Origin of the sequence: Archangium sp., from assembly GCF_036389735.1 — a bacterium.
In the GTDB taxonomy this organism is placed as follows: domain Bacteria; phylum Myxococcota; class Myxococcia; order Myxococcales; family Myxococcaceae; genus Archangium.
Map to the genome: position 1 here is coordinate 1 of NZ_DASVWK010001012.1, position 6,099 is coordinate 6,099.

Consider the following 6,099-nt stretch of genomic DNA (forward strand, 5'->3'; position numbering starts at 1 on the left):
AGTGCGATCACCGCGGGCCCCTCGGGGCTCGTCAGCTCCACGAGCGCCGGGGCCGCGCGGCCCAGGGCGCTCTCGACTTCGCCGTGGCGTGTGTTGAGCAACTTCAGCTCCAGCCCCAGCGCCTGGGCCGCCGCGTCCAGCCACTCTCCCACCCGGCTCGGCTCCGCTGGCACCACGTGCGAGAGGACCGGAAGCGGGTTGGGAAGCGGCAGCCGCGCCGCACGGGCCAACGCTTCCAAGGCCTCGCCCGCGCGCTCCAGCGGCCAGGCCACCCTCTCCAGCTCACCCGCCATGAGCCGCCCCCTCCTGTCGCTCGGAGAGCATGCCTTCCTCCAGGACGATCCGTCTCCACCCCTCCCGCCCGGACAAATCCCTCCGCATCGCCGCCTCCTCGTCCAGCAAGGCGCGGTACTGGGAGTCCTCGCGCGCCGCGAGCCTCCGGGGGTCTCCATCCTCGACGAGCTGCCCACCCTGGATGACCAGGACGCGGTCGAACGAGAGCGTCTCGGCGATGTCATGCATGATGCAGAGCAGCGTGGTGCCCGCGAACCCCTGGCGTGCCCGCTCCAGCAGCGCCGTGCGACGGTCACGCTCGAGGCCTCGGAACGGCTCGTCGAAGATGACCAGTCGCACCCCTGGACGGAGCAACGCCCGGCCCAGGCGCACCCGCTGCCCCTCCCCGCCCGACAGCAGACCGCCCCCCTCGCCCAGTCGGGTCTGGAGCCCCTGGGGCAGCTTGTCCACCAACCCGATGAGATCGGCCCGGTGCAGGACCTGCCCCACCTGTGGCAGCACCTCGTCCGCCTTGGCGCCATAGGCGAGGTTGTCCACCAGGGACCTGTTCCAGAGAGCCACCTCGGGCTCCACCCAGGCCGTCTCCCGCCTCAACCGCCAGAGGGCATCCCCCTCCAGCGGCTCGCCATCCACTTCGACCCTGCCCGCGGCCGGCCGGTGCCATCCCAGCAGGACGCCTACCAGCGACGATTTTCCAGCTCCCGAAGGGCCGACGATGGCGATGTGCTCGCCGGGCCGAACCGAGACATCAATCCCGCGCAGGAGGGTATGGCCGGCGGCTTTCACCTCCACCTGGCGCAGGGAGATGGCAACCCCCCGAGCCCCTTCCGCCGGCTGCTCCGTCCGCTTCGGCGCGGCCGGCACGACCCCGTGGGCCCCCTCATCCGGAGCGAGCAGTGGCTCCATCAACCGGCCGGTGAGCGACGACGCGGCGGGGTACTGACGCAATCCCTCGGCGATCTGCCGGCCCAGCGTCGTCAAGGCGAGCGCCCAATAGACGAGCAGCAGGACCGCCCCGGGTTGTACCCCTCGCGAGAGCGCGTGCAGGACGATCGCCACCGAGCCCCCGGTGGTGACGAAAGAGGAGATCGTCTCGGCGGTGATGCCACGGCGCAGCAACGTGCGGGCCGCCGAGATGAACTCGTGCAGGGGCTCTTCCTGGGCCCGGCGGAGCGTCCGCTCGGCACGGTGCGCCCGCAGTGCCACGGCCCCCCGCAGGGCGTCGAGGTAGAAGCCCGAGAGCACCCCGTCGAAGTCCCGCAGCCGGCGGTCGGCATCGAGCAGCGAGCGCTGCGCGAGCACGGGAATGGCGATCGCCAGTGCACCCGCCAGGAAGATCAGCGGCGCGCTCCTCGGTGCCAACCACGTCAGTCCCACGAGCGTCACGAGCAGCTCGGCACACGCGCGCAGCACCATGACCGCTTGGGTTGGCACGTTGCGCACCAGGTGGATGCCATGGCAGCGCTGGGCCATGTCCGAGATGAGTCGGCTGCGGAAGTAGCGATCACCCAGGCGCGGGATCTTATCGAGAAACGCGAGCCTGAGGCGGAGCTCCAACCGTCGCCCCAGGTGGAGCGTCCCGAGCGAGAGGGGCAGCTCGAGCGCGAACAGCACGCCCAGCAGGGCGAGCAGCATCACGATGCCACCAAGACGCTGCTCCGGGGTCGTGAGATAGCGCCCCGCGTCGATGACCCCGCGCAGGAGCAGCGCCTCCAGGAAGCCGCCCACCGCCGCGGTGACCCCAATGGCGGTGAGCACCGTCGGGGTGAGCACCCCATCCCGGCGCAACAGGGTCACGAGCTCCCGCAGCGGGCGGGTAGGAGCCTCGCGCAAGGCGGCCGCGAGATCCGGCGACATCGGCGTTTCATCCGTCCCGCGCTCGCCGCGCAGCCCCTTGGCCCGGAGGCAGACGATTCCGTGCAAGAGGAGCTGCTCGGCATCCGGCTTTCCTACCGCCGTCCAGTAGGTGGGGGGAATGAGCTCCTGGGCGCGCCCCTCGTCCAGGGCCGTGCGCACCTCGCGCAGGAGTTGTTCGAGGAATCCCGCCGCCACCTCGCCACGCTGGATGCCTCCGCCCTCCACGAGGGTCTGCACCAACCGCACCGTCGCATCCAGACAAGACACGCTCTTCCAGGTGGAATCCCCAAGGGCCTCGGCGACGAGCCGCTCCAACAAAGGCCCATCGACGAGCACGGCCAGCCTGCGCCGCAGCCCGACGAGAAACTCCTCCGTGCCGGCCCACTCGCGGAATGCCTCGGCGGAGACGGGCATCACATGCATGTAGAGCCGGTCGAGCAACTCGGCCATGGGCACCCACCGCCGCCCCTGCGCCGGATCCATGATCTGGACGAAAGGGCCCCGCTTCTTCCAGACCACCACGAAGTGCAGGTTGCCATCCGCGAGCCGGACCACCACGAGCGCCGGTAACGTCCCGGTCTCGGCGAGGAGCAGATGATCGCGCGGGATCATCCCCTGCTCCGCATCCAGACCCAGCTTGACGGCCAGCTCCTCGAGCATGTCGACGGACGTGCCATCGACGTCGGTCTGGCAGATTTCCCGGAGCCTCCCATAGCTGACCGGAACCCCGAAGCCGCCGAACAAGGCCTTGAGCGCCGCCGGACCGCAGTCCATGGCCGACGTCTGGAGGACCTCCGGAATGAAAAACCGTGGTGTACCCGCCATGACTCTCAGCTCCCGCCCTTCGGTGCCGGGCCGTCGAGCCTCCGACCCGAGGCGCGAAGCACGAGCCGCGACGGCGTGGCCTGCTCCACCGCGATGTCCACGGTTCCGGGCAGCCCATGCTGGAGCGGAATGCCCGACGCCAGACCATCCACCGAGAGTTCGACCCGCACCAGTCCCTCGCGAACCTCACTCGCCACCGCCACCACCCTGGCCTCCAGCATCCCGAACTCCGTCCAGGAGAAGCCCTCCAGCCGCATCCGCGCCCGCTGGCCCGCACGGACGCGCCCCAAGGAGGAGTCCGGGGAGAACAGCGCGACGATGCGCACGGGTCCACCCGCGACGACCGTCGCGATGGGGTCACCGGCCTTGAGCTGCGCGCCCACTCGAACGGAGCTCGTCTCGCCGAGGATCCCATCCGCTGGCGCTCGCACGATGCGGCGCTCCAGCTCCTCGCGAAGCCGCGCCACGCTGGCGCGCGCGACGCTCTCTTCCCCCTCGAGTCGGGCAATCTCCCCTCGCAACGCGGCGAGGCGGGTGCGCCGCTCGGTGGACTGTGTCGTTCCTTCCGATCTGACTCGCGCCAGCGCGGCACGCGCGGCCCCCTCCGCGGCCAGGGCTCGCTCCACCTCCGTATGGGCCCTGCTCCACTCCAGCTTGCTCACCACCCCTCGCTTCCAGAGCCGCTCGGTGCTGGCCGCCTCCTCCTGGGCTCGCCGCGCGACCGCCCCGGCCTCGGTGAGCCGGGCCCGCGCCTCCTCCACACCGGCAATCCCCTCCCCCTTCTGCTCCACCAGTCCCTGCTGCTCAGCCTCGAGCTCCGCGCGCGCGGCCTCGAGCTGCGGCCCCAGTCCTTGAAGCAGGGCCTCCGCCTCCGCCACCTGGCGCTCCTCCTGCTCCCGTGCCAGCTCGACGAGTACCTCTCCCGCACGCACGGAGCGGTGAAGCTCCACCTGGGTCCGCACCACCCGGCCCTCCACGGGTGCATCGATCGCGTACACCTCGCGATGGAGCTCCACCCGCGCCTGCACGCTGCGCTCGTAGACGGTGACCCTCGCCAGGAAGAACCAGCCCGCCCAGATCGCGATCAGCCCCACCGGTAACAGCCAGAGCGCCGGCCGTCCCCGCCCTCTCGCCAGCGCACGCGAGGTGCGGGGGAAAATGCTTTCAACCTTCATGAGGGACACCCTGGGGCTCGACTCCACACTCTCGGTGGTGGAGCGCGCCCGTCGGTTTTGTCAGCGACTCTGGGTGGGAGCGAACTGCTCGTCCTCTCACCTTCCAAGCGGGCCCACCAGAAGTGACTCGAATGCCGAAATCACAAAACCAGGCCCCCTGCTCAATCCGGATGAAACGCAGCACAACCCCGGAGCAAGTACATGAAGATCAAGACGAACGTTCGTGGTGGCCTCGCCGTCAGCTCCATCAAGTACACGGGCGGTTGTCGCTATTACGTGTGACGAGCAGAAGACACGTTGGGCTCGAGTCGCCAGTGGGCGGTACGCCGCCTGCTGGCGATCGTGTTTTGGGAGCCGCGGAGACCTTCCCGACGTGACGCGCATCACAAAGCCGCGCTCCCCAGTCAGTCCGGAGGAGAACCACCCCCGGATGATGGAGCAGCCCCTTCGTGCCTGAACATCGCGGGCTTGCTCCCAGGAGCCCTCGCATGAGTCAGGAAGCCGTGTCGGTTGATCCCCATGAGACGCTGTACGTGCCCCTGCGGCGTCGGTTCACGAGCGAGTACGTGACCACCCCCGAGGGCACCCGGGAGCTGCACCTCTTTTTCGGCGTCAAGGAGATCACGATCGATGAGCCAGACCTGCTCTCCTTCGGAGAGACGCTGCTCGAGCAGGACCAGTTCATGGCGGGTAGCGCCACCACGTGGAGCGTGGGTGAGCCCTACCCCTGGGAGCGCGTGAAGGAACTGCTCGAGGCCCTGTTGGCCGAGGAGATCCTCTCGCGCGAGGCGCCGAAGCCTTCTTCCGAGGATAACGCCCATCAGAAATACCTGGAGGCCGAGGCCCGGCGGGATGCGCCCACCGAGCCCCTGTGGTGGAACCCGGACTGTCCCCGGGTCATGGCGCGGTTGGTGGGACGTCCGCTGGAACTGGGCTTCCTCGAAGCGGTGGTTCCGCTGCATCGCGTCGCACACCCCGCACTCGACGCGGAGGGGCGCCATGTCGGGGAGAACAACGTCTTCCCCGAAGCCATGCGCATGAAGCGTCCGATGGAGTGGCGAGCGTGTCCCTACCCGGGCAGCCGCTATCGAGACGATGCGATGATGAACGTGACGGCGCTCAGGTCGATGACGCGGCACTGGAAGCCGGTCCTCCAGGGGACGCTCGCGGTTCGCGAGGAGTTCCTGCGCCGCTACTCCCTGCTTCCGGACGGGAGCTGGCGGATAGGAGATCTTCACGCCGTGTCCTTCGCCGTGCTGGCCCTGCCCACCCTGTTGCTGATGCGTGGGAAGGAGCCCGTCCCCAACGGTGGGCTGGATCCCGTGCTGTCCTCCATGTTCCGGGTGACGGACGGTGTGCGGATGGTGATGGCCACCCTGCTTTTGGACCCGGAGTCGGGGATGACGTACGACTCGCCCATGACGGCGGCGGAGCTGTACCGCATCGCCGAACACAACAACCTCTTCCTCTCGCCCCGAGGGGTTTGCGCCGGTCCCCCACACCTGGTGGAGGAGTTCTTCGCGACGCTGCTGGATGGCAAGCCCGTGGCGGGTGCGTCCCCGCGCCCCTCCCCATGGGCCGCCGAGCTCCCCGCGGCGGTGGATTACGGGCTGCTCGGACTCCAACTCTACAACCTCCAGTTCAGTCTCTGGAGCCACATGTGCCGCCTCTACGGCGTGATTCACGCGGCGTTCGTCGAGGTGCGGGCCGAGCCGGGAAGCGTCCTGGGCCGGATGCGCGAGCGTGTCGAGCGCGATTGGCAGCTCGTCCAGTCCACTGGCTTGCACCTGGCCGCCCATCGAGACTTCGTCGGGGCTCGCCGCGCCGAGATGTACGAGCACGCCCAGCGCGGCATGAGGGGGTTCCGAGACGACGCGCTGCTTCACCTGCGGGACGCCTTCCTCCCCGCGAGGGACGAGGTGGACGAGCGGACCCGCCTGCGACTCCG

General features: G+C 69.4%; 4 protein-coding genes. 1 reads left to right on the forward strand and 3 read right to left on the reverse strand.

Annotation, left to right across the window (positions count from 1 at the left end; genetic code table 11):
• The 3 genes from VF794_RS36085 to VF794_RS36095 all read right to left on the reverse strand — a co-directional run.
• Window positions 1-293 (reverse strand): hypothetical protein (locus tag VF794_RS36085; protein ID WP_331117663.1); only part of this gene is annotated, 293 nt, incomplete at its 3' end.
• Window positions 283-2,976, reverse strand: a complete 2,694-nt coding sequence (locus VF794_RS36090) for an ATP-binding cassette domain-containing protein (protein WP_331117664.1) — start codon at window positions 2,974-2,976, stop codon at window positions 283-285. The genes VF794_RS36090 and VF794_RS36085, both read right to left, overlap by 11 nt.
• Before the next feature lie 5 nt (window positions 2,977-2,981).
• On the reverse strand, window positions 2,982-4,151 hold the full coding sequence (locus VF794_RS36095) for an HlyD family secretion protein (protein WP_331117665.1): 1,170 nt from the start codon (window positions 4,149-4,151) through the stop codon (window positions 2,982-2,984).
• Window positions 4,152-4,639: 488 nt separating this feature from the next.
• On the opposite strand from VF794_RS36095, the gene VF794_RS36100 reads away from it, so the two are divergent.
• Window positions 4,640-6,099 (forward strand): hypothetical protein (locus VF794_RS36100; RefSeq protein WP_331117666.1); only part of this gene is annotated, 1,460 nt, incomplete at its 3' end.

Coding starts and splice junctions, on each gene's coding strand:
- VF794_RS36090 (WP_331117664.1), bottom strand. CDS start 2,976: ATGGCGGGTACACCACGGTTTTTCATTCCGGAGGTCCTCCAGACGTCG.
- VF794_RS36095 (WP_331117665.1), bottom strand. CDS start 4,151: ATGAAGGTTGAAAGCATTTTCCCCCGCACCTCGCGTGCGCTGGCGAGA.